This is a genomic window from Arthrobacter sp. zg-Y916, assembly GCF_020907385.1.
In the GTDB taxonomy this organism is placed as follows: Bacteria; Actinomycetota; Actinomycetes; order Actinomycetales; family Micrococcaceae; genus Arthrobacter_B; species Arthrobacter_B caoxuetaonis.
On record NZ_JAJJOD010000002.1, the window covers coordinates 1 to 25,297 of the forward strand.

A 25,297-nucleotide genomic window follows, 5' to 3' on the forward strand; every position below is an offset into this window, starting at 1 on the left:
GATTTCCATACACCTTGTGTGTGAGAGGCCCCCAGCCAGACCACTGGGTTGATAGGCCGGATGTGGAAGCGGGGACTAAAGACCCGTGAAGCTGACCGGTACTAATAGGCCGATAACTTACACCACAACAACACCTGGGGAAACACGACTTCAAACGGTTTCCCAACGTACAGGGTGTTGTGATCATGCTGCTTGCGTCCACTATGTGGTTCCCAGCCAACAACCCGCCAGGGTTGTTCTGGTTGCAGGAACTAATTGAATACACGGTTATCGTGTAATCCACTGATTTACCCGCCATACCACCGGACTCGGTCCGGGTGGGTGTGTGCCGGGTTGGTAGGGTTACGGCGGTCATTGCGCGGGGGAAACGCCCGGTCCCATTCCGAACCCGGAAGCTAAGACCCGCAGCGCCGATGGTACTGCACCTGGGAGGGTGTGGGAGAGTAGGTCACCGCCGGACAACCATTAGAACCCCCCCTGGGGGTTCCGGGCTACGGGCCCCGCACCTGGTGCGGGGCCCGACCTGTTTAACCCGACCGGATTGAACCCGCCCAAACCCGGGGTCGCCGGCTACCGGGCGTGCCGGCCTGGCCGGAGGGCCGGGTTCCGGGGTGCCGGAGCGCTGGCTGACGGCTGGAGGCTGTGCCGCCGGGCCGAATGAGCCGCCGGACGTGACCGGTGCGCAATATCATCGGTGCGCAAATCACGCGGCATGGCGGGAGCCGCGAGGCGTGTTGGACAGTTCCCGGTGTTGCCCCGATGACCTCGCGGCCGGGGCTGGAGGCTGCACCGGAATGGGGCGGTGCGGCGAGTGCGCAAAATCACCGGCACGGGCCGGGGCGGGCATTACATGCAGGCCCCCTCAGGGTGCTCGACAGGTTCCAATTCCCCGTAACTCCCGTGGTCGGAGTGACCTCGTGGCGATACACAGCCAGCAACTGCGGCCGGGAAACCCGGTCTCCGGACACCACCGCAGCACCACTCCCGCCCGAAGCACCCCGCATTGTGCCGTTGTGCCGCGGCGTGCGTGGCTCAGGCTCTGAGCATCTTGCAGGGGCTGCCCCCAGGGTAAACGCTGCCTCCCGGGGGTACAGGCACTGCACTGTGGGCAAAGTCACTGCGTCCCGGCAAAACGCTGCACTTTGGGGAAACACTGCACTTTGGGTCCGGAAACACTGCGCTCGGGGATTTCGCTGCACCCTGTGGCATGGTTTCACTGCGTTGCGGGACAAACCGGTCGTTTTGGGAAAATCCGGATACGGCGCCGTGCAGCAAATTCCCCCAGCAAACGAATCAGCCCAAAACGCAGCAAAACCGGTCAGGTCGCATGACCTGCCGTTTATGGCGTACACCACCATCCGAGACGCTCGGTGCCAGCCAAACCGCCGTGCTTGGCGGACAGCTTCCCAAGGGGCGCACCGCATCTGCGCCGTTCCCGTGCGGTGCCCTCCGGCAGGGCGGAGGTCTCGCTCTGGATTCGCGGCAATCCGTGTTCTTGAGTATCCGCAGCAGTTTGAATGGAGGCGAAACATCCACATGTGCGAGCACGTCGAAGGTGTGAGTTTCGCGCCGATAAGGGATGGCCGCTCATGATGTCCTTCTAATGCCAGGACTCGACGGCATCTCGATGGTTGGAGGACCTTGATCGCCGCCCATAGTGGCAAGATTCACCCCGCTCGTCCCGTTGGGTGGTGCCTGGCGGACGGGAGCTTCTCCGTGCTGCCCTAGAATTGAGGAGGACCCTATAGGTCCCCACGACTTTCGCAGGTGGATCCTGCGCCTATCTACACATACATAGTGACGAGCGACTGCATACATTCCGTTGGTCGGCTCACGACGAGAGGAACTCAGCATGTCCGAGCAGAACAACCGGGAAGAGCGAGACAGCCAGGGACGCCCCAAGGCTAACGATCGCAAACCCCCGCAGCGCAAGTCCTATTCAGACCGCCAGGCTTCCGCCGGCCGTCCTGCTCGTGATGGCGAGCGTAAGCCCTTCAGCAAGGAAGGCGGCGACCGTAAGCCGTTTGCCGATCGTGGCGACCGTAAGCCGTTTGGTGATCGTCCGGCGCGTGAGGGGGATCGTCGGCCGTTCAGTGGTGGTCGCGATGACCGTAAGCCGTTTGGTGATCGTCCCGCCCGCGACGGTGAGCGTAAGCCGTTCAATAGCGATCGTGGCGACCGTAAGCCGTTTGGTGATCGTCCGGCGCGTGAGGGGGATCGTCGGCCGTTCAGTGGTGGTCGCGATGAGCGTAAGCCGTTTGGTGATCGTCCCGCTCGCGACGGTGAGCGTCGTTCCTTCGGTGGCGAGCGGGGTGAGCGTAAGCCGTTTGGTGATCGTCCGGCTCGCGAGGGGGACCGTCGGCCGTTCAGCGGTGGTCGCGATGAGCGTAAGCCGTTTGGTGATCGTCCCGCTCGCGACGGAGAGCGTCGTTCCTTTGGTGGCGAGCGTGGTGAGCGTAAGCCGTTTGGTGATCGTCCGTCCCGTGATGGTGATCGTAAGCCGTTCAGCAGTGACCGGGGAGACCGTAAGCCGTTTGGTGATCGTCCGTCCCGCGACGGAGAGCGCAAGCCGTTCCGGAAGGATTCCGAACGCCGTCCGTCGTCGGACCGGCCGTTCCGCAAGGATGACAGGCCGCAGCGCCGCACCGGCGATGACGCACCGGTCACGGAACGCAAGCACAATGCGCGCGACCTGCGCAGCGCCAACCGCGCAGACCGTGAGCGGTCTCCGGAGATCGACGATGACGTCACAGGCCAGGAGCTGGACAAGGTTACCCGCGCCCAGCTGCGTAACCTCGAAGAAGTCAACGGCGAATGGGTCTCCAAGCACCTGGTCATGGCTGGCCGCCTGATCGATGCAGACCCCGAGCTGGCTTTCCAGCACGCCCTCGCAGCCAGCCGCCGCGGCGGACGCATGGCAGCTGTCCGTGAAGCCGTAGCCCTGACGGCGTACGCCGCCGGCGAGTTCGGCGACGCACTGCGCGAGTTCCGCACGCACCGGCGGATCAGCGGCTCCAACGAGTACCTGGCCATGATGGCCGACTGCGAACGCGGTCTGGGCCGTCCGGACCGGGCACTGGACCTGCTGCGTTCCGAAGAGGTTGCCGAGCTCGACAACGCTGTGAAGGTCGACGTCGCGATTGTGGCCTCAGGTGCCCGGATGGACATGGACCAGTTCGACGCCGCCGTGTCCGCCCTCGAGATCCCGCAGCTCGACAAGAACCGTGCCTTCTCCTACAGCCCGCGCCTCTTCCGTGCCTACGCCGATGCCCTTGAGCTGGCCGGCCGCGGCAAGGAAGCTGAGACCTGGCGCCGGCAGGCCGTCGTCGCCGAAAGCGCGCTTGGCGTTGGAGACTTCGCTGAACCGGAAATCATGGACCTCGGTGAAGACGACGAAGCTCCGGCAAAGCCGCGCTTCCGCCGGGACAACGACGCCAGCGCAGACAACGCCGGCCAGGCCGCAGCAGAGGACCGCAGCGCCAACTACGCCCAGGCACCCGAGGCAGCCTCGGCAGAGCTGGACCTTGACGGCGAGTCCGATGACGATGCCCTGCCCAGCGACGAACGCGAAGCACTGCTGGGTGCCGAGGAAGCCGAGCCGGATTCCGAAGATGCCGACGGCGAAGCATCCGAAGCATCCGAGTCAGACACAGCGGAGGAAGCCGCCGCGGAGCGCAATGACTAAGCCGCTCGTCGGCAGCTTCGACGCGGTCTTCGCTGACCTCGACGGCGTTGTCTACGCAGGTCCGCATGCCATCCCCGGCGCGCCGGAAGCCCTCCAGGGGCTTGAGGCGGCCGGGGTGCAGCTGGCGTACATCACCAACAACGCATCCAGGTCATCGGCCACGGTGGCTGAGCACCTGCGGGAGCTGGGCGCTCCGGCAACGGCCGGGAATGTCTTCGGTTCCGCGCAGGCCGGCGCGGAACTTCTGGCGGGACTCGTCCCGGCAGGCAGCCGCGTCCTGGTGACTGGCAGCCAGACGCTGACCGACCAGGTCCGGGCCCAAGGGCTGGAGCCGGTTCCCTCAGCTGAGGACCAGCCGGCGGCCGTGATCCAGGGATTCGACCCCGGACTGGGCTGGAAGGATCTTGCCGAAGCGGCCTTCGCCGTCGCGGCAGGAGCCGTCTGGGTGGCTACGAACACCGATCTTTCGATTCCGCAGGCCCGCGGGATCGCTCCCGGAAACGGCACTCTCGTCGCAGCTGTCGCTGCGGCGACGGGTCGGGCTCCGGTAGTCGCCGGTAAGCCCGAAGCGCCCCTGTTCACGACGGCGGCACGGCACCTGGGCGTCGAGCGCCCCCTGGTGGTGGGCGACCGGCTGGACACAGACATCCTGGGCGGCACCAACGCCGGCTATGCGACGGCACTGGTACTGACCGGCGTGGACAGCCCTGCCACGGCCCTCGCGGCACGCACCGCTGAACGTCCGGACTTCCTCATTCCCAACCTTGGTGCGCTCTATGAGCCGTACCCGAGCGTGCAGCGCACCGACGGAGGTTTCGGCTGCGGTACCGCGCTGGCAACTGTTTCCGGCGGGACGGTGGAGATCACGGCTCCCGAGGGAGACCTGGACGGATGGCGCGCCGCCTGCGCGGCGTGGTGGGACGCCAACCCCGAAGTCACGGCAGCCGCTTCCCCCGAAGTCCGCTGGGTTGTCGGTGCCGGAAGCTAGGGTTTGAGCGTGGAAGAAATCAACGGAGACAACCCTGCGGTTCCGCAGACAGGGGACCCCGGCGTCGATGCCGTTCTCGCTGCGCTCGGCAAGGTGGCAGACATGCCTGTTTCAGAGCACGCCGCCCTGTACAGCACCCTCCATGACGGTCTGCTGGCCGCGCTGAGCGACGACGCCGCCGGACTGCCCGGGAGCACAAGCCCCGTTCCCGGCATCCCGCAGTCCATGAAGCCGGGCCTGCCCACCAGGCCTGCCTCTTTGGAAGCAGGCTAGCTGTGGCCCGGCTGGACCAGGAGCTGGTAACCCGGGGGCTGGCCCGCTCCCGTACCCATGCTGGAAAGCTCATCGCCGGAGGACGCGTCCTGCGCGCCGGAAGCGTGCTCACCAAGGCTTCAACGCCAATCCAGCCGGAGGATCCGCTTCAGGTGACGGACGACGGCGGCCCGGACTATGTCAGCCGTGCCGGCCACAAGCTCGCCGGTGCACTGGCGGCCTTTCCGGCCGTCAATCCTGCCGGACTGCGCTGCCTGGACGCCGGTGCCTCGACAGGCGGGTTCACGGATGTGCTGCTGCGGGCAGGCGCCCGTGAGGTCGCCGCCGTCGATGTCGGTCACGGCCAGTTGGTTGATTCCCTCCGGTCAGATCCCCGCGTGCGCGTCTTTGAGGGTATGAACGTGCGCTATTTCACCCCCGGGGACATTGGCGGGCAGGTGAACCTGACGGTCGCCGACCTCAGCTTCATCTCGCTCTCCATGGTCATCGTCCCCCTCGCCGCAGCCACCGCGCCCGGCGGAAGCCTGCTGCTGATGGTCAAACCCCAGTTCGAGGTCGGACGGGAGCTGCTGAACCGCACCGGCGTCGTCACCGATCCCGCCAGGCACCGTCTGGCCGTGGACCGCGTCACTGACGCGGCAGTGGCCGCCGGTCTGGAAATATCCGGAATCGCCCGCAGTCCATTGCCCGGCCAGAACGGGAATGTGGAATTCTTTATGTGGATGCGCGTTCCCGCAGGGACCATCCCGGACGCCGGGGAACGCTCGGCGGCGGCAACGGCTCTGGTCAACCGGCTATTCGATGCGCCCGCTGCGTTTGCGGACGCACCGGGTGGCGTAGAAGACTGACGGACGGCTACACACGGCTTCCTTCACAGGGGCAGAAGAGGACACAGAGACAACATGAGCAGACGAATACTGGTGATCGCGCACACCGGCCGCAGTGCCGCGATGGCTGCGGCCCAGGAAGTCTGCACCCAGCTCCATGCCGCAGGCCTGGTTCCCGTGATGCGCCGCAAAGACCTCGAAGATATCCAGGCTGAGTATGGCCAGCTCACTGCGCCGACTGAAATCCTGGATGAAGACGTCCAGCTCACCGAAGTCGATCTGGGCATGGTGCTTGGGGGAGACGGGACCATCCTGCGCGCAGCGGAACTGGTACGGGACACGGAAGTGCCGCTGCTGGGGGTCAATCTGGGCCACGTCGGCTTCCTGGCCGAAAGCGAACGTGAAGACCTGGACAAAACCGTCGGCTGGGTCGTGGACCGGGACTATACCGTCGAAGAGCGGCTGACCATCGACGTCAAGGTCTGGCTGGACAGCACGCTGCTGGCACACACCTGGGCGCTCAACGAGGCCGCGGTGGAAAAGGCAGACCGGCAGCGCATGCTGGAAGTGGTCATGGAAGTCGATGCACGTCCCATTTCCTCCTTCGGCTGCGACGGCGTGGTCATGGCGACCCCGACGGGATCGACTGCCTACGCGTTCTCCGCTGGAGGGCCCGTCGTGTGGCCAGGCGTCGAAGCACTGCTGATTACGCCCATCAGCGCCCACGCCGTGTTCTCCCGGCCACTCGTCGTCGCTCCGGACTCCATCCTGGCGGTGGAGATCCTGTCCCGGAATGCCGCCAACGGTATCCTCTGGTGCGACGGGCACCGCAGCATCGACCTGCCGCCGGGCTCCCGCGTGGAGGTGACACGCTCCAACGTTCCGGTCCGGCTGGCCCGCACGCACGACACGCCTTTCTCGGAGCGCCTGGTCAACAAGTTCCAGCTCCCCACCCAGGGTTGGCGGGGACCGGCGAACCAGCCTCCAGAGCAGGCTGCGAACGGAGGTATCCTCCCGTGATCGAAGAAATACGCATCCGGGACCTCGGCGTCATCACCGACGCAACGCTGACCCTGGGCCCGGGCTTCACTGTGGTGACAGGTGAAACCGGTGCCGGCAAAACCATGGTGATCACTGCCCTGGGGCTGCTGCTCGGTGCCCGCTCGGATGCAGGAGCCGTCCGTACAGGCGCCAAATCGGCGCTGGCCGAAGCCGTCGTCCGGCTGCCTCCGCAGAGTCCGGCGGCGGAGCGTTCCGCGGAGGCGGGAGCCGAACTGGAAGAGTTTGACGGCGGCGTCGAACTCATCGTTGCCCGTACCGTCAACGCTGATGGACGCAGCCGCGCCCACCTGGGCGGCCGCGCGACACCCGTGGGCGTCCTGTCCGAGGTGGGCAACCATCTTGTGGCCGTCCACGGGCAGACTGACCAGCTGCGGCTCAAAAGTTCATCAGCACAGCGGGAAGCGCTGGACAAGTATGCGGGGGAGTCCCTGGCCGCCGCGCTGGAAGAGTACCGTACCGGCTACAACCGCTGGCGGGCTGCCGAATCGGAGCTCTCGGAACTGCGCGAGACCGCACGGGAACGCCTCCGTGAGGCCGAGTACCTCGCCGCGTCGCTGGAAGAGATCGACGCCGTCGCCCCCGAACCGGCAGAAGACGAGACGCTGAAGGCCGAGGCCATGCGCCTGGGCAACATTGAGGAACTGCGTTCGGCGTCCGTGGGAGCGCACCAGGCGCTTGTCGCGGGTGACTTCGCCGACGGATCGGATGCCACGTCGCTGGTGGATGCTGCCAAGCGCCAGCTGGAACTGGCAGGCGAGCACGATCCGGCCCTGGCGCAGGCCGGCCAGCGGCTCGCGGAAGTCGGCTACATCCTGGCCGACATTGCGGCTGAGCTGTCCAGCTACAGTGCGTCCCTGGACGGCGAGGGCCCCGGCCGGCTGGCGGAGGTTGAAGCCCGCCGCGCGGAACTGGCTGTTCTGGTGCGCAAATACGCCCCCTCGGTCGACGAAGTCCTGGAATGGGCGGAAACCGGCAGGGCCCGCCTGGCGGAGCTCGGAGACGACGGCAGCCGGATCGAATCCCTTGAAGCCGAACTGACCGAGCTCCAGGCACGTCTCTGGGAGCAGGCCGCGGGACTGACCAAGCTGCGCACGGATGCCGCAGTCGAACTCTCAGGACGCGTCAGCGACGAACTCACTGCGCTGGCCATGCCTGACGCCCGCCTGGTCATCACCGTGGATCCCAGCGCGGCCCTGGGCCCCCAGGGCGCGGACGCGATCGAGTTCCTGCTGGCTCCGCATCCCGGAGCACCGGCGCGGCCGCTGGGCAAGGGCGCCTCCGGCGGTGAGCTTTCCCGCGTGATGCTCGCCATCGAGGTAGTGCTTGCCGAAGTGGATCCGGTTCCGACCTTCGTCTTTGACGAGGTGGACGCCGGCGTCGGTGGCAAGGCAGCCATCGAAATCGGCCGGCGGCTGGCGATGCTCGCCCGCCACGTGCAGGTCATCGTGGTGACCCATCTCCCGCAGGTGGCGGCCTTCGCAGGCCATCACATCCGCGTGATTAAAACCTCTTCCTCCGCAGATGACGGGTCGGGCGTCACTGCCAGCGACGTCGTCGTGCTGGACCGCGAAGCCCGGATCAGGGAACTGGCCCGGATGCTCGCAGGCCACGAGGACTCGGAGTCGGCCCGTGCCCACGCCGAGGAACTACTGGCGACGGCAGCCGTTCCCAGTGGGGAAACTACCCAGACCAACAAAAGGTGATAGGCTCGAATTCCGTGGTGCAGCGATCAAATTCCAGGTTTCCCAAGTCGTCTTCTACGACCAAACACATCTTCGTTACCGGAGGCGTGGCGTCGTCCCTTGGTAAGGGACTGACGGCCTCCAGCCTCGGTCACCTGCTTCGGGCACGCGGCCTCTCCGTGACGATGCAGAAGCTCGATCCCTATCTCAATGTGGATCCGGGCACAATGAACCCCTTCCAGCACGGTGAAGTCTTCGTGACCGACGACGGCGCTGAGACCGACCTCGACATCGGACACTACGAGCGCTTCCTCGATGAGAGCCTCGACGGGTCCGCCAACGTGACCACGGGCCAGGTGTACTCCACCGTCATCGCCAAGGAACGCCGCGGCGAGTACCTCGGTGACACCGTCCAGGTCATTCCCCACATCACCGATGAGATCAAGCGCCGGATGCGCCTGCCCTCCGAGGCGAAGAAGACCCCCGACGTCATCATCACCGAAATCGGCGGCACCGTGGGCGACATCGAGTCCCAGCCGTTCCTTGAAGCCGCCCGCCAGGTCCGCCAGGACATCGGCCGGAACAACGTCTTCTTCCTGCACGTCTCACTGGTCCCGTACATCGGCCCGTCGCAGGAACTGAAGACCAAGCCGACCCAGCACTCGGTGGCGGCCCTGCGCTCCATCGGCATCCAGCCGGACGCAATCGTCATCCGCTCGGACCGCCCGGTCCCTGACGCCATGCGCAACAAGATCGGCCGCATGTGCGACGTCGACGTCGACGCCGTGATCGGCTGCCCCGATGCTCCGAGCATCTATGACATTCCCAAGACACTGCACTCCCAGAACCTGGACGCGTACATCGTCCAGCACCTGGGACTGAAGTTCAAGGACGTCAACTGGACCAAGTGGGACCGCCTGCTTGAAGCCGTGCACAACCCGAAGCACCACGTCGAGGTGGCACTGGTCGGCAAGTACATCGACCTGCCCGACGCCTACCTCTCCGTGACCGAGGCCCTGCGCGCCGGCGGCTTCGCCAACAGCACCAAGGTCAAGATCCGCTGGGTCCCCTCCGATGACTGCGCCACCGAAGAAGGCGCCCGCAAGGCCCTGGCCGGCGTGGACGCCATCTGTGTCCCGGGCGGCTTCGGTATCCGCGGCCTCGAAGGCAAGCTCGGTGCACTGAAGTTTGCCCGCGAGAACAAGCTGCCGACCCTGGGTCTGTGCCTTGGCCTGCAGAGCATGGTCATCGAGTACGCGCGCAACGTCGTCGGCCTCGAAGGCGCATCCTCCAGCGAGTTCGAACCCGACACGAAGTACCCGGTCATCGCGACCATGGCCGAGCAGAAGGAAATCGTTGCAGGCCAGGGCGACATGGGCGGCACCATGCGCCTGGGTCTCTGGGACGCGAAGCTGGACGAAGGTTCGGTTGTGGCCAAGACGTACGGCAAGACCGCCGTCGCCGAACGCCACCGCCACCGCTACGAGGTCAACAACCAGTACCGGGACCAGATTGCCGAGGCCGGTCTGGTCTTCTCCGGCACCTCGCCCGACGGGCAGCTCGTCGAATATGTCGAACTGCCCGAGGACGTGCACCCGTACTACGTCTCCACCCAGGCGCACCCGGAACTGAGCTCGCGGCCCACCCGGCCGCACCCGCTCTTTGCCGGCCTGATCAAGGCCGCACTGGCCCACCAGGGCGCGGACGCGTAAGGCATGAGCGAGAACCAGGGGTTTGCCGACGAGCAGAGTCCGCGACGGCTGCTGGATTCCTCAGTGGTCTACAGCGGTCCCATCTGGGACGTGGTGAGCGAGAAGTTCACCCTGGCTGACGACGGCGAACCCCTGGTCCGCGACTACATCCGGCACCCCGGTGCCGTGGCCATCCTGGCCATGAACGACGCCGGCCAGGTACTTTTGATCAACCAGTACCGGCACCCGGTCCGCATGACGCTCTGGGAAATCCCCGCCGGCCTCCTGGACGTGGAGGGCGAGGACTATCTTGCCGGAGCCGTCCGCGAACTGGCTGAGGAAGCAGACCTGGTGGCTGAGGACTGGAACGTCCTGGCCGACCTCTTCCTCTCACCCGGATCATCCCGCGAAGAGCTGCGGATCTACCTTGCCCGTGGCCTGCATGATGTGCCGGCTGACGAGCGGCATGAGCGCTTCCATGAGGAAGCAGAGATCAAAATGATGTGGGTTGACCTCGACGACGCCGTCACTGCGGTCCTTGAGGGCCGAATGCACAGCCCCTCGGCGGCCGCTGCCGTGCTGGCGGCTGCTGCAGCCCGGAACTCGGGCTACGCGAACCTGCGTCCTGCAGATGCTCCGTGGCCGGAGCATCACACCGAACACCACACCTGGCCCAACGGATCCGTCCGCTAGGGGCATGGGTGATACCCGCCTTCCCCGCCGCAGGCGGCAGCACCTCCGCTCAAGGACCGGCCGCAGGCTCCCGGGCCTCTGACCTCCCTGTGCCCTCGATCAACGACACCATTGAGCTTGATCTCCAGTCCCAGCTGAACCCCACCCTGGTCCTCGACCGGTCCGGACTGGCAGCCGCAGCCACCTCCGAGGACGCTGTATCGGCTGGTCCGGGGGAGTCCACTGCTGCTGCACCGCAGGCACCGCGCGCTGCCCGCAGCTCACAGAGATCCGCCGACGACCTCCGGGCCACCGCCGTCGGACGTGCCATTGGCGCGTACCTCCAGCACATGGCTGTGGAACGCGGGCTCGCCCAGAACACGGTGGACGCCTACCGTCGGGACCTGGTGCGGTATGCCCGGTTCCTTGCGTCCAATGACCGCGCCGATCCGGCCGCCATCACCCGGCATGACGTCACGGCGTTCGCCCGTTCCATCGCAGAAGGATCCGACGGCGCCTCGGCGCTGAGCATGCGTTCGGCGGCGCGGACGATTGTGGCGGTACGCGGCCTGCATAAGTTCTGGGCACTTGAAGGGATCACCACCACCGATCCGGCAGCCGATGTCCACCCGCCGATGGCAGGTAAGCGCCTGCCCAAGGCCATCAGCGTGGACGAAGTAACCCGGATCCTCGAAGCCGTGCCGCTGGACACACCCACTGGACTGCGCGACCGGGCACTGCTGGAGTTCCTCTATTCCACCGGGGCGCGCATCAGCGAAGCGGTGGGCCTGGACATCGATGACCTGTCGCTGGAACGTATCCCGGCCAACGGGCCGGACGTCGTCCGCCTCTTCGGCAAGGGGTCGAAGGAGCGCCTCGTCCCGCTGGGCTCCTATGCTGCCCGGGCGCTGGATGACTACCTTGTGCGCGGCCGTCCCGGAGCTGCCGCCAAGGGGAAGGGAACACCTGCCTTGTTCCTGAACGCCCGCGGCGGCAGGCTGAGCCGGCAGAGTGCCTGGACCATTCTCAAGACCGCTGCGGAACGCGCCAAGATTGACCGGGATGTTTCTCCGCACACCCTGCGCCACTCTTTCGCCACGCACCTGATCGAAGGCGGCGCAGATGTCAGGGTGGTCCAGGAACTGCTCGGCCATGCATCCGTAACGACCACCCAGGTGTACACCCTGGTCACCGCCGACACACTGCGCGAGGTCTACGCCGCAGCCCACCCGCGGGCGCTGTAGACGCAGCCCGTCCGCAGTATCCGGTTCGGGCAGCAGCTGACCTGCGCCAGACTTAGCCGGCACTGCTCAAGCCACCAAGGGGATCGGCTATCCGGTCGACGCAATGAGCTTTGTCAACGGAAAAGGGGGCGGATTCTCGGCACCATTCCCATGGCATTCCGCAGGGAGGACGGTCTCAGTTCACGCATGGTGCCCCGGGCCGGGTTGTTCGTGGCACTCGCTGACATGGCCCGCCACCACGGCGTGCGGGTGGACCATCGACCCCGCTGCACCCGCCCCGCGCTATGTGCCCGTCCTGAGCAGCGGGGGGGGGGGGGGGACATCCCGGACTTCCACGTGGACGTACCCCCGGGCGAATTCCGGCTGCAGTTCGGCACCCGTGCCTTCTTCGCCTTGATGAATACCCCCGACGGCGGCACGATCCTCCGGTCACCGATGATCCCCGCCAGGCGCGGCGAGATCTCCGTGTTGCCCGCAGGAACGTGCGTCGCGGTGGCTTCGCAGTAGATTGGGAGCATGCCCCGTCCACCGCGTGCTTCCCCCGTTGTCCTCTGTTTCCTCTTCCGCGAGACAGGTCAGGGCGGACCCGAGGTCTTGCTGGGGCTTAAGAAAACCGGATTCGGTATTGGCCGGATCGTGACGCTTGGCGGCCATGTGGAGCCAGGGGAGAGCCCAGAACAGGCGGCCGTGCGGGAAGTCTTCGAAGAGTCCGGCGTCAGCGTTGCCGAAGGGGACCTGGAACCCGCCGGTTCCATCGAGTTCATGTTTCCCTCACGACCGGAATGGGACATGTCCACTGTGGTCTACCGGTCCTGGACCTGGTCCGGGGCGCCGGCGCCGTCAGCGGAGATCGAACCTGCCTGGTACCCGGTGGATGCCGTTCCGTATGCGGCTATGTGGGAAGACTCCGCGTACTGGATGCCGAAGGTTCTTTCCGGGGAGTACTTCGCCGCGGCCGTGACGCTCGCGGAAGACAACGAGTGTGTGGGCAGCGTGGTCTTCTCCTCGCCCTGACGGCTGCGTGCCCTGACGGCTGCGTGCCCTGACGGATGCGCGGTCCGAGCGGCGGAAGGCTCGCGGCGGCTAGTGTCCCGCCGCGGCCAGCCGGTCCGCTGCCCGGCTGCCGTCTGGTGCGGGCAGGCTTGCGGTCGCCTTGGCCAAGCCGGATACAGGCATGCCGACGTACATTGATTCGGCACGGTCCACCGGAAAGGTCTCATGCCAGATACCGACGGCTCCCGGCGCCTTCCGGGCCCGGCGGTTAAAGGCTGCCCAGGCCGGCCGGTGTTCTGCATTCGTCTGGCTGGCGTAGGCATAGAGCTCTTCGGCAGTCTTCCAGTACTGCACCACCAGCGGACCACCGGATCCGACGGTCATCCGGTAACCCAGCAGGCCGGAGCCGGGGTTGGAAGACAGCTCCTTGAGCATCCGCGGCATGGCGGCAAAGACCGGGAACCAGAGGTCCGGGCGCCACGGGCGGTTGATGCGCATGCCAATCAGGAATACCACAAGGGGGCCAGTGTGCTGGTGGGTTGAGCGGTGGCTGAGAACGCGAGCCATAACGGCACCTGATTTCGCTAACTGGATAGTGATGCTATCCACACTAGAGAGCTACACTATCCAGCACAAGGGGGTTCTCCATGCGAATTTCAGAGCTGGCGGCAGAGTCCGGGGTTCCGGTGGCCACCATCAAGTTCTACCTGCGGAGCGGCCTGCTTCCGGAAGGCCGGCAAACAGCTCCTCGGCAGGCAGAGTACGGCGCGGACCATCTGTCCCGCCTGCGGCTTATCCGCGCCCTCCTGGGGCCCGGAGGGCTGTCCATTGCGGCTGCCGGCGAGGTGTTGAAACAGCTGGACCAGCCACCGGGGTCCACGCATGGGCTTCTCGGCGCGGCACACCACGCGCTGGACACCGGCGTGCGTGCGAGGGCCGGACAGTCAATGACGGAGCACCCGAGGGCAGACGCGATGCTTGCCTCGCTGGGCTGGAACATTGATCCGGCCGACCATCTCTCCCGGTACCGGCTCGAAGAGGCACTGGCCGGTCTGGAGGCGGCGGGGTTTGTGCCGCCGCCCGGGTTCCCGGAAATGTATGCCTCAGCCATGCGGGAGCTTGCCGTCCGGGAACTGGAGCAGGTGCCGCTGGGGAGCTCCTCGGAAGCCATGCGGTATGTGGTGCTGGGAACCATCCTCACCGAGCCGCTGCTCCTGGCGCTGCGCCGCCTGGCGCAGCAGGATGTCTCCGCCAAAAACTTCGCAGACACCGCTCCGCCTCCCTCGCCCGCCGGCGAAACTGAGCCGAAACACTCCTGATCCGAACAGCAGAAGGCCCGCCGCAGATTCCCCTGCGGCGGGCCTTCGTATGCTCGGGTGCCCCCCGGCTAGGCCAGGTGCCGCTCCTCGGGGCCGTCGTAGGCGCTGAGGGGACGGATCAGAGAGTTGGCCTCCAGCTGCTCCATGATGTGCGCGGTCCAGCCGGTGATCCGGGCAGCCACGAACAGCGGAGTGAACGTGGGGGTGTCAAAGCCCATCAGGTGGTACACGGGCCCAGCCGGGTAGTCCAAGTTCGGCAGGATGTTCTTACGCTCACCCATGGCCGATTCCAGCGCCGTGTACAGCTCGCCCAGGTCGGCACGGTCATAGTGCTTGACCATCTTGTCCAGGGAGGCCTTCATGGTGGGCACCCGCGAGTCGCCGTTCTTGTACACGCGGTGGCCGAAGCCCATGATCTTCTTCTTATCCGCCAGCGCGGCATCCAGCCAGCCTGCCGCGTGCTCGGCGACGTCGCCCTCGCCGGCGCTGGTGGTGATCTCCTCGAACGTGTGCATCACCGCCTCGTTGGCGCCGCCGTGCAGCGGCCCCTTCAGCGCGCCGACTGCTCCGGTCACGGCCGAATGCAGGTCCGAGAGCGTGGACGTGATGACACGGCCGGTGAACGTGGAGGCATTGAAGGAGTGCTCCGCGTACAGGATCATCGACACGTTGAACGCCTCCACCACCTCGGGGGCGGCTTCCTCACCGAACGTCATCCAGAGGAAGTTCGAGGAGTAGTCCAGATCATCCCGGGGTTCCACCAGGTCCTCGCCGCGCCGCCGGCGCTGGTCATAGGCGACGACGGCAGGCATGGCGGCAAACAGGCTGACCGATTTCTGCATGTTGGCCAGGACGGAGGAGTCGTCTGCCTGCGGATGCTGGGCGCCCAGGACCGACACAGCCGTGCGGCAGACATCCATCGGATGGCAGGTCACCGGCAGGGCGTCGATGACTGCCTTCAGCTCCGGGGTCAGCGCCCGCTGGGACCGCTCACCCTCCACGAACTCGGCCAGCTGCTCATCCGTGGGCAGCTCACCGTTCCAGAGCAGGTAGGCCACTTCCTCGAACGAACACTTGGCGGCCAGCTCCTGCACCGGATAGCCGCGGTACAGCAGCGAGTTGGTGTCGGGATTTACCTTGGAGATGCGGGTGGTGTCCACCATCACTCCGGCCAGGCCCTTGTGGATGTTTGTGTCGGTCATGTCTGGGACTCCTTCGTCATGGTGCGCTGTTCTGGTGGTGCGTGTGCCTTCTTCTTGCGTGGTGGAACTGGAACGGAAGCCGGGTCAGGCCGGCGCCGCGGTGCCGGTTGTACCGGGGACCTGGAAGTTGAATACCGAAGTGTCGAAGCGGTTGTACGCCTCATAATCCACCAGATCGTACAGGCGTGCACGTGTGAGCATGCTGGGAACCGCTGCCTGCTGCGTGCCGTCGGCCTTGATGGCCTCCAACGTGCGCTCTGCTGCGCCCATCGCGCTGCGCAGCAGGGTTACCGGGTAAATGACCATGTTGACGCCGGCGGCGGCGAGCTGGTCATAGGTAAACAGCTCGCTCTTGCCGAATTCGGTCATGTTCGCCAGGATCGGGACGTCGACGACGGCGCGGATGGCGGCGAATTCCTCCACCGTCTTCATGGCCTCGGGAAAAATTGCGTCGGCGCCGGCTTCCACGAGCGCCCGGGCCCGGTCCTGGGCTGCTTGCAGTCCGTCGACGGCGCGGATATCGGTCCGCGCCATGATCAGGAAGTTGGGATCCCGGCGGGCGTCAGCGGCAGCGCGGATCCGTTTGGTGGCTGTGTCCAGGTCGACGACGTTCTTCCCATCCAGGTGCCCGCAGCGCTTGGGGTTGAACTGGTCCTCGATGTGGCAGCCGGCCAGGCCGGCGTTCTCGAGTTCCTGGATGGTGCGGGCCACGTTCATCGGCTCGCCGAAGCCGGTGTCGGCGTCGACAATTGCCGGGAGGTCGGTCATCCGTGCGATCTGGCCGGCACGGGTCGCCACCTCGGTGAGCGTGGTCAGCCCAATGTCCGGCAGGCCAAGGTCGTTGGCGAGGACCGCGCCGGAGATATAGACGCCGTCGAATCCTTTTTCCTCAATCAGCCGGGCCGAGAGCGGGTTGAAGGCACCCGGATACTGCTGCAGGATACCGGAGGCCAGGCCTTCGCGCATCGCGATGCGCTTCTGTTCGGGAGTGGTGGAGGAGTACAGCATTTAGAACAGTCCCTTCGGCGCGGCGGCGGGATCGATGATCCCGGCGGCGGCAGTGATGTTGAGCTGGCCGAGCTCACCGGCGGCGAGTTCGGGCAGGCGTTCGGAAGCCGTGATGAAGCGGTCCATTTCCTCCTCGGAGACCAGTCCGGCGGCGAGCGTGCGGAACTTGTTGATGTAGTCGGCGCGAACGAACGGACGGGCACCGAGGGGATGGGCATCGGCCACGGCGATCTCGTCGGTGATCACGGTTCCGTCGGTGAGGGTGATGTCCACCCGTCCGCCGAACGCCTTCTCGGCGATGTCCACCGAGTGGTAGCGGCGGGTCCATTCCGGGTCTTCCACAGTGGTCACCTTGTGCCAGAGCGCTACGGTGTCCGGGCGGCCGGCACGTTCGGGAGAGTAGGAATCCACGTGGTGCCAGGCGCCGTCCTGCAGGGCGACCGTGAAGATGTACGGAATGGAGTGGTCCAGGGTTTCGCGGGAGGCCGCGGGATCGTACTTCTGCGGATCGTTGGCGCCGGAACCGATCACGTAGTGCGTGTGGTGCGAGGTGGAGATCAGCACGGCCGCAACGTTGGCCGGATCTGCGGTTTCCGGGTGCTCACGGTGGATCTTGCGCGCCAGGTCGATCCACGCCTGTGCCTGGTACTCGGCGGAGTGTTCCTTCGTGTACGTGTCCAGGATGGCGCGCTTTGCCTCTCCCGGTGCGGGCAGCGGCACTGTATAGGCGGCGTCGGGCCCGTCCAGCAGCCAGGCAATGACACCGTCTTCGCCTTCGTAGATCGGAGTGGGGGAGGTCTGTCCCCGCATTGCCCGGTCGACGGCTTCGACAGCCATCTTGCCGGCGAACGCCGGGGCGTGTGCCTTCCACGTGGAGATTTCGCCCTTGCGCGACTGACGGGTGGCAGTGGTGGTGTGCAGCGCCTGGCCCACTGCCTGGAAGATCGTCTCGGTGTCCAGGCCCAGTAGGGTGCCGATGCCGGCGGCGGCGGACGGGCCGAGGTGCGCCACATGGTCGATCTTGTGCTTGTGCAGGCAGATGGCCTTGGCCAGGTCGACCTGGATCTCGTAACCGGTGGCGATCCCGCGCAGCAGGTCCGCGCCTGAGGCGCCGGTGTGCTGCGCCGCCGCGAGGATCGGGGGAATGTTGTCGCCCGGGTGGGAGTATTCCGCGGCGAGGAAGGTGTCGTGGTAGTCCAGTTCACGAACGGCCACGCCGTTGGCCCAGGCAGCCCATTCGGGGGAGGTCTTCTCCTCCACACCGAAGACGGCTGCCCCGGATCCGCCGGAGGACGGTGCAAAGGAGAGCGCCTGGGCGCGGGCTGCGACGATCGGACCGCGGGTCAGCGAAGCGACGGCCACGGAGGCATTGTCGATAATGCGGTTGATGACCATGTCCGTGACGTCATCGGTGACGGCTACGGGGTCAGCTGCGACGGCGGCGATCTTCCAGGCCAGCTGGTCTTCGCGGGGGAGGTTTTCCTCGCTGCGGTAAACGCGGACGTTATGGGATTTCACTGATGGGTCCTTTCAGGGGTGGTGGACGGCGGTGAAGTGTTCAAGGCTCTTGTGCAGGTGGATTCGGGTAGCCGCTGCGGCAAGGGCAGGGTCTGCTGCGGCAATTGCCCCGGCGATGGTGGCGTGCTCGGCTGCCGTGTCCCTGAGCCTGCCGGGGTTGTCCTTGGCGAGGCGGCGGACACGCGCCAGGTGCAGGCGGACGTTGCCCAGGGCCTGGGTGAGGTAGGGGTTAGCCGCGGCCTCATCGATCGCTGCATCGAGCCGGGCGACCAGGGCGTAGTAGCCGCGCCGGGCCGGGTCCTCGTCCGGGTCGGCATCCAGCCGGGCCGCCGCGGCCTCGAAGTCGGCACGCAGGGCTCGGAACACGTCGGGATTGCAGCGGACCGCGGCCAGGGAAGCGGCCTGGCATTCAAGGGCCTGACGCAGTTCGAAGAGCGATTCGACGGTGTCCGCCGAAATAGGGGTGACGACGACGCCGCGCCCGTTGTGCGGTGCTGCCAGCCCGTCTGCGGTGAGCCGGGCAAGGGCTTCACGCAGCGGCGTGCGGGAGATGCCGAGGCGCTGGGACTGTTCCACCTCGCCCAGCACCGTTCCCGGCGGAAGCCGCCATTCGACGATGTCTTCCCGCAGCATGGCGTAGGCCCTGTCGCTGGCCCGCATGAGTGCCCTTCCCGCAGAGTGGTCTGTTTGGGTTCAGTGTATACACAGAAGGTCTGATAGTGAACTAGGCCACGAGATTGGCTCACGGCCAGAGGTGGTGTGTATACACGGAGACTCTTTTCAGCCTGACGTGTGTCCCCTAGGATGGCGGGAACGACGCCGGCCGCGGCGCGCCAACCTGCGGATCAAGGAGGATTCATGGGAACTAACGGTTATGCGAAGACCTATGCCGAAAGCGTCGAGGACCCGGAGAAATTCTGGCTGGACGCCGCAGGCCTCATCGACTGGGATGTTGTGCCCCGGCAGGCCCTGGACGATCAGGGTGCACCGCTTTACCGGTGGTTCCCGGACGGACAGCTGAACACCAGCTTCAACGCCCTGGACCGGCATGTTTTGGCCGGCCGCGGCGACGATGCGGCCCTCATCTACGATTCCGCCATGCTGGACACCCAGCGGACCTACAGCTTCAGCGAACTTCTGGCCGAGGTGGAGATGTTCGCCGGCGTGCTGCACGGCCAGGGGATCCGTGCCGGGGACCGGGTAGTGATTTACCTGCCCATGGTTCCCGAAGCGGTCATCGCGATGCTGGCAACCGCCCGGCTGGGCGCCGTGCATTCCGTGGTGTTCGGCGGGTTTGCCGCCGCAGAACTGGCCGCGCGCATCGATGACGCCCGGCCCGACGTCGTCGTCACTGCCAGCGGGGGACTGGAGCCCAAGCGCCGGGTTGAATACCTGCCTGCAGTGGCCGAGGCCCTGGAAACCGCGGCGCACCGGGTGCGTTCCGTCGTCGTTGCCTCACGGGACGGTTTTGGCCACACGGCAGAGGAATACGACGGCGCCGGCGGAACAGTGTGGGCAGACTGGGCAAAGCTGGCGGAGACGGCCGAACCCCAGGGGCCGGTCAGCGTAGCCGCGACCGACCCGCTGTACATCCTCTACACGTCAGGAACCACGGGGTCGCCCAAAGGTGTGGTCCGGGACAACGGGTCCCACGCTGTCGCGCTCGCCTGGTCCATGCGCAACATCTACGACATTGCCCCTGGCCAGGTGATGTGGACGGCGTCCGACGTCGGCTGGGTGGTCGGGCACTCCTACATCGTCTACGGACCCCTGATCGCAGGCGCGGCGACAGTGCTGTATGAAGGCAAGCCGGTGGGAACTCCCGACGCGGGCGCGTTCTGGCGGGTAGCTGCAGAACACAGTGTGGAGGTTCTCTTCACGGCACCCACGGCGCTGCGTGCGATCCGGCGCGCGGATCCGGAGGCTGCGCTGCTGGCCGGGTATGACATCTCCAAGCTGCGGACCCTCTTCGCCGCGGGTGAGCGGCTGGATCCGGAGACCTTCCGCTGGGCGTCGGAGTCCCTGCAGATTCCAGTGGTGGACCACTGGTGGCAGACAGAAACCGGCTGGGCGATTTGTGCCAATCCCATGGGCCTTGACCCGCAGCCGATCAAGGCAGGGTCGCCAACGTTCCCGGTGCCCGGATTCCGGGTACGCATTGTGGACGGGACCGGTGCCGAAGTGGCGACGGGCTCTGAAGGCAACATTGTGCTGGACCTGCCTCTCCCGCCGGGAACCCTCGCGACGCTGTGGGGGAGCGACGACCGCTACCGTGCCTCCTACCTTGAAGCCTTCGAGGGCAGCTATGCGACGGGGGATTCGGGATATGTGGATGAGGACGGCTACGTCTTTGTCATGGGGAGGACAGACGACGTCATCAACGTGGCAGGGCACCGCCTGTCCACCGGGGCAATTGAGCAGGCCGTGGCCAAGCACCCGGACGTGGCAGAGTGTGCTGTCATCGGTGTGCGGGACAGCCTGAAGGGCCAGCGCCCCTGCGGGTACGTAGTGCTCAAGGCCGGATCAACGGCGACGGAAGAAGAGGTCCAGTCAGCGCTCGCGGACCTGGTCCGGAAACAGATCGGTCCAGTGGCGGACTTCCGCGACGTAAGGGTGGTGGAAGCACTGCCCAAGACCCGTTCCGGGAAGATCCTGCGCAAGACCATGCGCCAGATTGCCGACGGCGACGATTTCATCGTTCCCTCCACCATCGAGGACCGCTCGGTGCTCGATGACCTGATGCCGTTGCTCCGTCCCGGCACCTGATCCCGGAGGAGCTCAGCGGCGCCAGGCGTATTCGAGTTCCGGCCGGCCGGGGGAACCGTAGCGCGGGGAACGGACGACTGCCCGCTGGGCAGTCAGGTGCTCAAGGTAGCGCCGGACCGTGATCCGCGACATTTTCAGTGCTGCAGAAACTTCAGAGGCGGACATCGGGTTCGACGCGTCCTTCAGCAGCTCGGACACCGTCCGCAGCGTCTCCGGCGACAGCCCCTTCGGCAGCGCCGCCGGAACGGCCGGACGCAGTGCGGCGAGGGCGCGGTCAACTTCCGACTGCGTGGCAGAGGAACCCTGGCCAGAAAGGTTCGCGTGGTATTCGCGGTAGGAGGCGAGCTTGGCGGCAAAAGCGGAATACGTGAACGGCTTAATCAGGTACTGGACAATCCCGGCGGACATCGCCCCGCGCACCACGGCCAGGTCGCGGACGGCAGTAATGGCAATAACGTCGGCAGGAATCCCGGCTCCCCGGATTCGGCGCAGCAGGTCCAGCCCGTGCAGGTCCGGAAGGTTCATATCGAGCAGGACCAAGTCCACACCGGCGCGCGGACCGGTGAGGAACCCCATGGCTTGCGCGGCCGTGTGGGCGGTGCCGGCCAGGGCGAATCCCTCGGTGCGCCGCACATACTCCGCGTGAGCCTCAGCCACCACGGACTCGTCCTCCACCACGAGGACAGCGATATCGGAACCCTGGGTCATGGCCGCGCTCCTTCCGGAAGCGGCAACCTAACCGTGAAGCGGGCCCCGCCGGCATGGTGCGAGCCGACTTCGAGCGTCCCGCCAAGGCGCAGGACCGCCTGGTTTACCAGGGCCAGGCCGAAACCGCGCCCGGCCCCCGCAGCCTGCACAGGATCCTTGGTACTGAATCCCTGCTCGAAGATACGGGACCTCGACTCGGCGGGAATCCCCGGTCCGCTGTCCCGGACGGTGAGCTCGAACCCGCGCGAGCCGGCGCTCTCCACCACGCCCAAACGGACCGTGACCTCGGGATCCGGCAGGCCCTGGACCGCGTCAAAGGCGTTGTCCACCAGGTTGCCCACAATGGTCACCAGCTCACCGGAGTCCAGCAGGGCAGGTCCGGAACCGTCCCCGGGCACCTCCTCCACGGTCAGCACCAAGGCGATTCCGCGCTCCCGGGCCTGCGCTTTTTTGCCGGCCAGCAGGGCGGCCAGGGCGGGTTCGCCAACGGCGGCAACGACGTCGTCCGCCAACTGCTGGGACTGCACCAGGTCGCGGGTGGCGAACTCAAGTGCCTCCGCAGGGCGGTCGAGCTCGATCAGCGACACGATGGTGTGCAGACGGTTGGCGTGCTCATGGGCCTGGGCCTGCAGCGCATCCGTCAGCGTGCGCATGGACTGCAGCTCTCCGGTCAGCGCTTCCACTTCCGTGTGGTCACGCACAGTGGTGACGGTTCCCAGCCTCCGCTCAGCCGGTCGCCTGCCCTGCCTGCCGGGACGGCCCCGCGCTGGCCCGGCCGGGGCCAGGGCAGGGGACTGGTTAACCACCAGGATGCGGTCGGGGGTGAAATGGAACTCATCGACGGCGGTGCGGCCGCCGTGCAGCAGTTCGGCGAGGGTCGCCGGCAGGCCGAGGTCCCTGGGATCGACGGGACTGCCGGTCCCCGGCGTTAGCCCCAGGAGTTCCGCGGCCTGGTCGTTGTAGAGCACCAGCTCGCCGTCGTTGTTGATGAGCAGCAGCCCTTCGCGGACCGAATGCAGTGCCGCATCGTGGAAGGCGAACAGATCCGCGAGCTCGTCGGGCCGGCGGTCCTGCGTGGTCCGCCGGAGATAGCGGCTGAGCAGGAACGATGCCAGGGTTCCCCAGGCCAGCGCCGCGATGGAAATGATGAACACAGCCGGCAGTTCGGCGTCCCTGGCAATCGCCACCCTGTCCACAGTCAATCCGGCAGCAACCAGGGCCCGGACCTCGCCGCCGTCGTCCGTGACCGGCACAATCGCGCGCACCGACGGCCCAAGGGTGCCGGTGAAAACTTCCGTGAAGGACGAGCCCGCCAGCGCCTGGTCCACGGAGCCGAGATAGGCCTTGCCGATCTCTGACTCCGAGCGGTGGGTGAACCGGGTACGGTCCGGCGCCATGATGGTCAGGAAATCGATGTGCGCCGTTGCCATGACTTCGGCGGCATAGGGCTGCAGCAAGGCGCTGGGATCCGGAGTCTTGACGGACTCCAGCACAAACGGGTCCGCAGCGATGGTCTCGGCCACGGACATCATGCGGTCCGCGGTTTCCTCATAGCTGTGCTGCTCCGCTTGGAGGTAGAGCGCCCAGGACAGGCCGGCAGACAGGCACAGGATGAAGGCCAGCTGCCCGGTGAGCAGCCTGCTGGCCAGGCTCCATTTGCGCAAGGGTCTCCTTCGCTGGGGTACGTCGCGGAAGCCACCGGAAGCAGCCACACGTGTCCAGCGGCAGCATGGCCGTGAACAGTATGACCACAACAGTGACTGCCATCACAGCGGGCGGCGACGATAGCTGCGGAATACTTCCGGTTCCGTCCGCGTCTATCGCCGCCGGGGCACGTCTATCAAAGAAGCTAGGAGCATGCGATGGCCTCTGCCACGATACCCGGCGGCGAACAGCCCCCGGTTAAAGCCAAGAAGAAGGACAAGACCCACGTCCTCTACATAGCCGTGATCGCTGCCGTGGTACTTGGCGCAGTCATTGGCCTTGCAGCGCCCGAACTCGGCAAGTCCATGAAGCCGCTCGGCACGGCCTTCATTGGGCTGATCAAGATGATGATCGCCCCGGTGATTTTCTGCACCATCGTGCTGGGCATCGGCTCCATCGCCAAGGCGGCCACCGTGGGCAAGGTGGGCGGTCTGGCCCTGGGCTACTTCATCATCATGTCCACCTTCGCCCTGGCGATCGGCCTGGTAGTCGGCAACTTCATCCACCCCGGCGAAGGGCTGGACCTTGAAGCCAGCGGTGCGGCCGCACCTGCCGCTGCAGAGGAGGACGGCGGCACCGTCGGCTTCCTGCTCGGGATCATTCCCACGACCCTCCTGGCCTCGCTGACCGGGGAATCGATCCTGCAGACCCTCTTCGTGGCACTGCTCGTTGGCTTTGCGCTGCAGAAGATGGGCAAGGGCGGAGCTCCGATCCTCAAGGCCATCGGGTACGTCCAGGTGCTGGTCTTCCGCATCCTGATGATGATCATGTGGCTGGCTCCGATCGGCGCCTTCGGAGCGATTGCCGCCGTCGTCGGCGAAACGGGCGTGCAGGCCATCGTGAGCATGGCGACCTTGATGATTGCCTTCTACCTGACCTGTGTGCTGTTCATCGCAGTGATCCTGGGCGGCCTGATGAAGATCGTGACCGGCTTCAATATCTTCAAGCTCATGCGTTACCTGGGACGCGAATACCTGCTGATCTTCTCCACCTCGTCCTCCGAGGTGGCCCTGCCGCGGCTCATCGCGAAGATGGAGCACCTGGGTGTGTCCAAGCCCGTGGTCGGCGTCACCGTTCCCACCGGCTATTCCTTCAACCTTGACGGCACGGCCATCTACCTGACGATGGCAGCCCTGTTCGTCGCCTCCGCCATGGGCAAGCCGCTGGAACTCGGCGAGCAGATCTCCCTGCTGGTCTTCATGATCATTGCTTCCAAGGGTGCTGCGGGTGTTACCGGTGCAGGCCTCGCGACGCTGGCCGGCGGCCTGCAGTCCCACCGCCCGGACCTGATCGAAGGCGTTGGCCTGATCGTGGGCATCGACAGGTTCATGTCTGAGGCCCGTGCACTGACCAACTTCACCGGCAACGCCGTGGCCACCGTGCTGATCGGAACCTGGACCAAGGAGATCGACAAGGAGCAGGTCCGCCGCGTCCTGGACAAGGAACTGCCCTTCGACGAAGCGAGCATGAACGTCGATGCCGGTTCCGGTGAGCCGGAACCCACCGAGGTCTCCCGCGAGGTGGAAAGCTCCGTTCCGTCCACGGCCGCGGGCCGCAGCTAGTTTCACCAGGCTGCTCCGCCAGCCGGAAAGGGCGCTCCCGCATGCTGCGGGAGCGCCCTTTCGTGTGTGTGCCGCCGGGCGGCAGTGCGGTTAAGCGGAAGACGGCGACGCCGCAGCGGCTTCGTCGCGTTCCCGGCCGGCCAGGCGCTCCTCCCACGCCGACATGACGGCAGCATCCGTGCGCGGGGTCAGGAGCGAGACGACGACGTAGACCACGGCCGAGGCAACGAGCCCAAAGTAGATCGGTTCGTTGGCGTAGACGCTGGACCCGCCGCTGGTCATGGACGAGGAGAACCTGATTTACCGCAGTGGAAACGGAACCTCATTCCTCGTCTACAAAACCGACAATGCCGGGAGTGCAAAAAACACCCAGAACGGTCCGTTTTACACCAA

General features: G+C 66.1%; 23 protein-coding genes and 2 rRNA genes. 16 read left to right on the forward strand and 9 right to left on the reverse strand.

Annotated elements, in window-relative coordinates:
• Together LOC59_RS05260 and rrf are read left to right on the forward strand one after the other, a co-directional pair.
• Nucleotides 1-126 (forward strand): 23S ribosomal RNA (locus tag LOC59_RS05260); the annotation flags it as partial.
• A gap of 217 nt (nucleotides 127-343) precedes the next feature.
• Nucleotides 344-460 (forward strand): 5S ribosomal RNA (gene rrf, locus LOC59_RS05265).
• A 1,479-nt stretch (nucleotides 461-1,939) separates the two neighbouring features.
• Here rrf and LOC59_RS05270 read toward each other — a convergent pair.
• Nucleotides 1,940-2,830: a hypothetical protein gene (locus LOC59_RS05270; RefSeq protein WP_229970894.1), complete on the reverse strand. Its 891-nt coding sequence runs from the start codon at nucleotides 2,828-2,830 to the stop codon at nucleotides 1,940-1,942.
• A 6-nt stretch (nucleotides 2,831-2,836) separates the two neighbouring features.
• On the opposite strand from LOC59_RS05270, the gene LOC59_RS05275 reads away from it, so the two are divergent.
• The 11 genes from LOC59_RS05275 to LOC59_RS05325 all read left to right on the forward strand — a co-directional run bounded on the left by LOC59_RS05275 (nucleotide 2,837) and on the right by LOC59_RS05325 (nucleotide 13,138).
• Complete coding sequence (locus tag LOC59_RS05275; protein ID WP_229970896.1) at nucleotides 2,837-3,685, forward strand: hypothetical protein; 849 nt, start codon at nucleotides 2,837-2,839, stop codon at nucleotides 3,683-3,685.
• Nucleotides 3,678-4,673 (forward strand): HAD-IIA family hydrolase, encoded by a 996-nt coding sequence (locus LOC59_RS05280; RefSeq protein ID WP_229970898.1) that lies wholly within the window; start codon nucleotides 3,678-3,680, stop codon nucleotides 4,671-4,673. The genes LOC59_RS05275 and LOC59_RS05280 overlap by 8 nt, the downstream gene beginning before the upstream one ends.
• A 9-nt stretch (nucleotides 4,674-4,682) precedes the next feature.
• A complete protein-coding gene (locus LOC59_RS05285; protein ID WP_229970899.1) occupies nucleotides 4,683-4,946 on the forward strand; it encodes a hypothetical protein in 264 nt (87 codons plus the stop codon).
• A gap of 2 nt (nucleotides 4,947-4,948) precedes the next feature.
• Nucleotides 4,949-5,794 carry a TlyA family RNA methyltransferase gene (locus LOC59_RS05290; protein ID WP_229970901.1) on the forward strand — a complete coding sequence of 282 codons (846 nt, stop codon included), beginning with the start codon at nucleotides 4,949-4,951 and terminating at the stop codon, nucleotides 5,792-5,794.
• Between the two features lie 54 nt (nucleotides 5,795-5,848).
• Nucleotides 5,849-6,793 carry an NAD kinase gene (locus LOC59_RS05295; RefSeq protein WP_227897219.1) on the forward strand — a complete coding sequence of 315 codons (945 nt, stop codon included), beginning with the start codon at nucleotides 5,849-5,851 and terminating at the stop codon, nucleotides 6,791-6,793.
• Entirely contained in the window at nucleotides 6,790-8,538 is a 1,749-nt protein-coding gene (recN, locus tag LOC59_RS05300) for a DNA repair protein RecN (protein ID WP_227897218.1), read from the forward strand. The genes LOC59_RS05295 and recN overlap by 4 nt, the downstream gene beginning before the upstream one ends.
• On the forward strand, nucleotides 8,535-10,229 hold the full coding sequence (locus LOC59_RS05305) for a CTP synthase (RefSeq protein WP_279324719.1): 1,695 nt from the start codon (nucleotides 8,535-8,537) through the stop codon (nucleotides 10,227-10,229). Before recN ends, LOC59_RS05305 begins: the two co-directional genes overlap by 4 nt.
• Before the next feature lie 3 nt (nucleotides 10,230-10,232).
• Entirely contained in the window at nucleotides 10,233-10,901 is a 669-nt protein-coding gene (locus tag LOC59_RS05310) for an NUDIX domain-containing protein (RefSeq protein WP_227897216.1), read from the forward strand.
• 167 nt (nucleotides 10,902-11,068) lie between these two features.
• Nucleotides 11,069-12,124 carry a site-specific tyrosine recombinase XerD gene (xerD, locus tag LOC59_RS05315; RefSeq protein WP_269437283.1) on the forward strand — a complete coding sequence of 352 codons (1,056 nt, stop codon included), beginning with the start codon at nucleotides 11,069-11,071 and terminating at the stop codon, nucleotides 12,122-12,124.
• 336 nt (nucleotides 12,125-12,460) lie between these two features.
• On the forward strand, nucleotides 12,461-12,631 hold the full coding sequence (locus LOC59_RS05320) for a hypothetical protein (RefSeq protein WP_229970902.1): 171 nt from the start codon (nucleotides 12,461-12,463) through the stop codon (nucleotides 12,629-12,631).
• Nucleotides 12,632-12,640: 9 nt separating this feature from the next.
• Nucleotides 12,641-13,138, forward strand: a complete 498-nt coding sequence (locus LOC59_RS05325; RefSeq protein ID WP_229970904.1) for an 8-oxo-dGTP diphosphatase — start codon at nucleotides 12,641-12,643, stop codon at nucleotides 13,136-13,138.
• Nucleotides 13,139-13,207: 69 nt separating this feature from the next.
• Here the strand turns inward: LOC59_RS05325 and LOC59_RS05330 are convergent, their stop codons facing one another.
• Nucleotides 13,208-13,633, reverse strand: coding sequence for a DUF4188 domain-containing protein (locus LOC59_RS05330; protein WP_229970906.1), 426 nt, complete (start codon nucleotides 13,631-13,633; stop codon nucleotides 13,208-13,210).
• A 131-nt stretch (nucleotides 13,634-13,764) separates the two neighbouring features.
• Between LOC59_RS05330 and LOC59_RS05335 the strand changes: the two genes are divergently transcribed.
• Nucleotides 13,765-14,436, forward strand: a complete 672-nt coding sequence (locus tag LOC59_RS05335; protein WP_229970908.1) for a MerR family transcriptional regulator — start codon at nucleotides 13,765-13,767, stop codon at nucleotides 14,434-14,436.
• Nucleotides 14,437-14,504: 68 nt separating this feature from the next.
• On the opposite strand, the gene LOC59_RS05340 is transcribed toward LOC59_RS05335, so the two are convergent.
• The 4 genes from LOC59_RS05340 to LOC59_RS05355 form a co-directional block, all read right to left on the reverse strand.
• Nucleotides 14,505-15,638, reverse strand: a complete 1,134-nt coding sequence (locus tag LOC59_RS05340; protein WP_227917156.1) for a bifunctional 2-methylcitrate synthase/citrate synthase — start codon at nucleotides 15,636-15,638, stop codon at nucleotides 14,505-14,507.
• Nucleotides 15,639-15,722: 84 nt separating this feature from the next.
• Nucleotides 15,723-16,646 (reverse strand): methylisocitrate lyase, encoded by a 924-nt coding sequence (gene prpB / locus LOC59_RS05345; protein WP_229970910.1) that lies wholly within the window; start codon nucleotides 16,644-16,646, stop codon nucleotides 15,723-15,725.
• Complete coding sequence (locus LOC59_RS05350; protein ID WP_229970912.1) at nucleotides 16,647-18,164, reverse strand: MmgE/PrpD family protein; 1,518 nt, start codon at nucleotides 18,162-18,164, stop codon at nucleotides 16,647-16,649.
• A 12-nt stretch (nucleotides 18,165-18,176) separates the two neighbouring features.
• Nucleotides 18,177-18,824 carry a GntR family transcriptional regulator gene (locus tag LOC59_RS05355; protein ID WP_229970914.1) on the reverse strand — a complete coding sequence of 216 codons (648 nt, stop codon included), beginning with the start codon at nucleotides 18,822-18,824 and terminating at the stop codon, nucleotides 18,177-18,179.
• Nucleotides 18,825-19,022: 198 nt separating this feature from the next.
• Between LOC59_RS05355 and LOC59_RS05360 the strand changes: the two genes are divergently transcribed.
• Nucleotides 19,023-20,930 (forward strand): AMP-binding protein, encoded by a 1,908-nt coding sequence (locus tag LOC59_RS05360; RefSeq protein ID WP_229970916.1) that lies wholly within the window; start codon nucleotides 19,023-19,025, stop codon nucleotides 20,928-20,930.
• Between the two features lie 12 nt (nucleotides 20,931-20,942).
• Here the strand turns inward: LOC59_RS05360 and LOC59_RS05365 are convergent, their stop codons facing one another.
• A complete protein-coding gene (locus LOC59_RS05365) occupies nucleotides 20,943-21,638 on the reverse strand; it encodes a response regulator (RefSeq protein WP_227917161.1) in 696 nt (231 codons plus the stop codon).
• Complete coding sequence (locus LOC59_RS05370; protein ID WP_229970918.1) at nucleotides 21,635-23,302, reverse strand: sensor histidine kinase; 1,668 nt, start codon at nucleotides 23,300-23,302, stop codon at nucleotides 21,635-21,637. The genes LOC59_RS05365 and LOC59_RS05370 overlap by 4 nt, the downstream gene beginning before the upstream one ends.
• A gap of 198 nt (nucleotides 23,303-23,500) precedes the next feature.
• On the opposite strand from LOC59_RS05370, the gene LOC59_RS05375 reads away from it, so the two are divergent.
• Nucleotides 23,501-24,904: a cation:dicarboxylate symporter family transporter gene (locus tag LOC59_RS05375; RefSeq protein WP_229970919.1), complete on the forward strand. Its 1,404-nt coding sequence runs from the start codon at nucleotides 23,501-23,503 to the stop codon at nucleotides 24,902-24,904.
• Between the two features lie 90 nt (nucleotides 24,905-24,994).
• Here LOC59_RS05375 and LOC59_RS05380 read toward each other — a convergent pair whose 3' ends face one another.
• Entirely contained in the window at nucleotides 24,995-25,186 is a 192-nt protein-coding gene (locus LOC59_RS05380) for a hypothetical protein (RefSeq protein ID WP_442860569.1), read from the reverse strand.
• Nucleotides 25,187-25,297: the final 111 nt, after the last annotated feature.

Excerpts from the sequence above, each read along its gene's own strand:
- LOC59_RS05335 (WP_229970908.1), top strand. The coding sequence starts at position 13,765 with ATGCGAATTTCAGAGCTGGCGGCAGAGTCCGGGGTTCCGGTGGCCACC.
- LOC59_RS05295 (WP_227897219.1), top strand. The coding sequence starts at position 5,849 with ATGAGCAGACGAATACTGGTGATCGCGCACACCGGCCGCAGTGCCGCG.
- LOC59_RS05375 (WP_229970919.1), top strand. The coding sequence starts at position 23,501 with ATGGCCTCTGCCACGATACCCGGCGGCGAACAGCCCCCGGTTAAAGCC.
- LOC59_RS05365 (WP_227917161.1), bottom strand. The coding sequence starts at position 21,638 with ATGACCCAGGGTTCCGATATCGCTGTCCTCGTGGTGGAGGACGAGTCC.
- LOC59_RS05325 (WP_229970904.1), top strand. The coding sequence starts at position 12,641 with ATGCCCCGTCCACCGCGTGCTTCCCCCGTTGTCCTCTGTTTCCTCTTC.
- LOC59_RS05340 (WP_227917156.1), bottom strand. The coding sequence starts at position 15,638 with ATGACCGACACAAACATCCACAAGGGCCTGGCCGGAGTGATGGTGGAC.
- LOC59_RS05360 (WP_229970916.1), top strand. The coding sequence starts at position 19,023 with ATGGGAACTAACGGTTATGCGAAGACCTATGCCGAAAGCGTCGAGGAC.
- LOC59_RS05355 (WP_229970914.1), bottom strand. The coding sequence starts at position 18,824 with ATGCGGGCCAGCGACAGGGCCTACGCCATGCTGCGGGAAGACATCGTC.
- LOC59_RS05310 (WP_227897216.1), top strand. The coding sequence starts at position 10,233 with ATGAGCGAGAACCAGGGGTTTGCCGACGAGCAGAGTCCGCGACGGCTG.
- prpB (WP_229970910.1), bottom strand. The coding sequence starts at position 16,646 with ATGCTGTACTCCTCCACCACTCCCGAACAGAAGCGCATCGCGATGCGC.
- LOC59_RS05275 (WP_229970896.1), top strand. The coding sequence starts at position 2,837 with ATGGCTGGCCGCCTGATCGATGCAGACCCCGAGCTGGCTTTCCAGCAC.
- LOC59_RS05380 (WP_442860569.1), bottom strand. The coding sequence starts at position 25,186 with ATGACCAGCGGCGGGTCCAGCGTCTACGCCAACGAACCGATCTACTTT.
- LOC59_RS05280 (WP_229970898.1), top strand. The coding sequence starts at position 3,678 with ATGACTAAGCCGCTCGTCGGCAGCTTCGACGCGGTCTTCGCTGACCTC.